The organism is Fusobacterium sp., from assembly GCF_029258315.1.
Taxonomy (GTDB): Bacteria; Fusobacteriota; Fusobacteriia; order Fusobacteriales; family Fusobacteriaceae; genus Fusobacterium_B.
Window position 1 is genome coordinate 1 of the sequence record NZ_JARHZE010000073.1, and the last position, 2568, is coordinate 2568.

Sequence of the window (2568 nt, forward strand, 5' to 3'; positions counted from 1 at the left end):
ACATCACCAACTATAATCACTCCAATATTTTCAGGTCTATACCACTTATCATAGTAAGATTTTACAAGATTGTGGTCAGATCCTCTAACAATATCCATATCACCAATAGGAAATCTTTCATTGTATCTAGAGTCATCATATATAACTTTTTTCCAAAAAGAAGTCATTCTCTCTCTAAATCCTTGAGAAAGTCTCCACTCTTCTACAACGATTTCCTTTTCTTCATTTATATCTTCATCAGTAAGAGTAGCATCAAATACCATCTCTTTTAATATTTTAACCCCCTCTTCAAACTTTCCTTTGTCATCACTAGGAAGTTGAAGTTTATAAACAGTTTCATAAAAAGATGTATGAGCATTTAAGTCTCCACCAAAAGAAAGTCCAATCGATTCAAAATATTTTACTATTCCATTTTTTTTTTAACTTTTAGTACCATTGAAAACCATATGTTCAAGGAAGTGGGCTATCCCTTTTTGATTTTCTTCCTCTTGTAGAGAACCAGATTTTACAACAACATTTATTGAAACCCTATCTTTCAATCTTTGGTTGTTATAGTAGTAATAAGTTATACCATTGTTTAATTTTTTAATTTTTAAATCTTTTGAATTTTCTATATTTTTAGAAAATGAAAAGATAGAAATAAAAATAAAAAATATAAAAAAAAGTTTTTTTGAAAAATTCATAAGATCACCTATTATAATTTATTTTATATAAAAAACTTATCATTTTTTTTTATTTAAGTCAAGGCATATTTTGAATAAAAAACCACAGAAAAACATCTGTGGTAGAATAAATTTATTTAAATGTTTTAACAAAGTTCATAAGTTCAGGACTAAGTAATCCCTTTTTATATTTACTATGCAGTTTCCATCTGTCATAAGACCACATCCATTGCTCAGGATATTCTCTCATAACTATTTCCATTTCGTTAAACATATTTTGTACAGTTTTTTGCACATTTTCTTTAAATGAAAGAGAAGAGTCATCAGATTTTAAAACTTTTCTAATATGAACTTCAGTTGTGTTATTCTCTTTTAAGATACAGTACATAAGGTAAAGAGGTCTTTTATATTTTAGAGCTATACTTGCAACACCAGTTGGAGCTGTTGTTTCTTCACCGAAAAATTTAATATCAGTTCCATTACTATCTCTATGATCTGTTAAAAGAATTGGCGTCATACCATCTTTAGCACATTTTATTAACTCTCTACTTGTAGTTTTATTTTTTTGAAGAAGAGTTATATTAAAACGAGTTCTGTTTTTTATTACAAGATCATTTATATATGGATTAGTTCTATCTTTCGCCACAGTAACAATAGGAAATCTATTGGCTAATTTAACAGGAGCCTCCATATTTCCAAAGTGCATAGCCCCAAAAACAACAGGACCATCTTTTATAGCCTCATTTAATAAATCTTCATCAACAATTTTAAAATTATCATCATTTTCTAAATACTTATCAAGCCACATATTTACAAAAAATGCTCTACTCATAGTCTTACAAGACTCAATACCTAATTTTTTTATTTCATCATTTGTTTTATCAGGAAAAGCTAATTTTAAATTTAATATGGTGATGTTTCTAACTTCTCCCACAATTTTAAAAGCTAAAACTGCTACGTTCTCACCTATTTTAAATCTAGTTTTTTCAGGTAAAAGCATAAAAACTTTTTCTAAAAATCTAATAATTAAAAATTGAATATAGTATATTCCTCTTTTAAAAAAATTTATATTTCTCTCCATTTTGTTACTAAATCCCCTTATTATTTTATCAGTTTAGCAAACTCTGCTAAATCTTTTCTTAAAGTACCTTTTTTATATTGTCTGTAAAAAGTCCATCTGTCGTGCATCCACATCCATTGTTCAGGATACTCTTTAATAACTTTTTCAATTTCATTTATAGTGTTTTGAGTTGTGATTTGTACTTTTTCTTTAAAAGATAGAGATTCATCCTCACATTTTTTAATCTCTTTTATAAAAGCTAAAGTAGTAAAATCTTTTTCATATATACAATAGATCAGATATAAAGGACGATCAAATTTACAAGCTATACTTGTTATACCAGTAGGAGCAATAGTAGGCTCTCCAAAAAATACTACATCAGTTCCACTACCTTTTTGATCTGTTAAAATAGCAATATTTCTATTTTCTTTTGCATATTTAACAAGCTCTCTACTTGTACTTCTACTTCTTTGTAAAAGAGTAATATTAAAACATTCTCTATTTTTTACAATTTCATTATTGACATATGGATTATTTTGAGTTTTTCCAACTGTAACAATGTTAAATTTTTCACCTATCTTAAGTAGCCCTTCCATATTTCCAAAGTGCATATTAGCAGATGCAAAAGGTTGATTTTTTTCTAGGACCTCAACCATTTCAGGATTTGCTATCTTAAAGTTTCCCTCTTTATTAACATATTTATCAAGCCAAAGAGTTCCAATAAAAGCCTTTCCAATAGTTTTATAAGATTCAATAGCTATTTTTTCCAACTCTTCTAAAGATTTTTCAGGAAAAACTAATTTAAGATTTAATAGTGTTGTAATTCTTCTTGATTTTAAAATTTTA

General features: G+C 27.1%; 2 protein-coding genes and 1 pseudogene. All 3 read right to left on the minus strand.

Translation table 11 applies throughout. The features are described 5' to 3' along the window. A pseudogene (locus tag Q1J48_RS05525) lies at positions 1 to 683 on the minus strand (M16 family metallopeptidase); the annotation flags it as partial. Between the two features lie 112 nt (positions 684 to 795). Further along, on the minus strand, positions 796 to 1743 hold the full coding sequence (locus Q1J48_RS05530) for a lysophospholipid acyltransferase family protein (RefSeq protein WP_300361857.1): 948 nt from the start codon (positions 1741 to 1743) through the stop codon (positions 796 to 798). Positions 1744 to 1763: 20 nt separating this feature from the next. Further along, a partial coding sequence (locus tag Q1J48_RS05535; RefSeq protein WP_300361859.1) for a lysophospholipid acyltransferase family protein occupies positions 1764 to 2568 on the minus strand: 805 nt, incomplete at its 5' end.

Bases quoted from the DNA above. Each gene is read 5' to 3' on its own strand.
- Q1J48_RS05530 (WP_300361857.1), bottom strand. From the start codon at position 1,743: ATGGAGAGAAATATAAATTTTTTTAAAAGAGGAATATACTATATTCAA.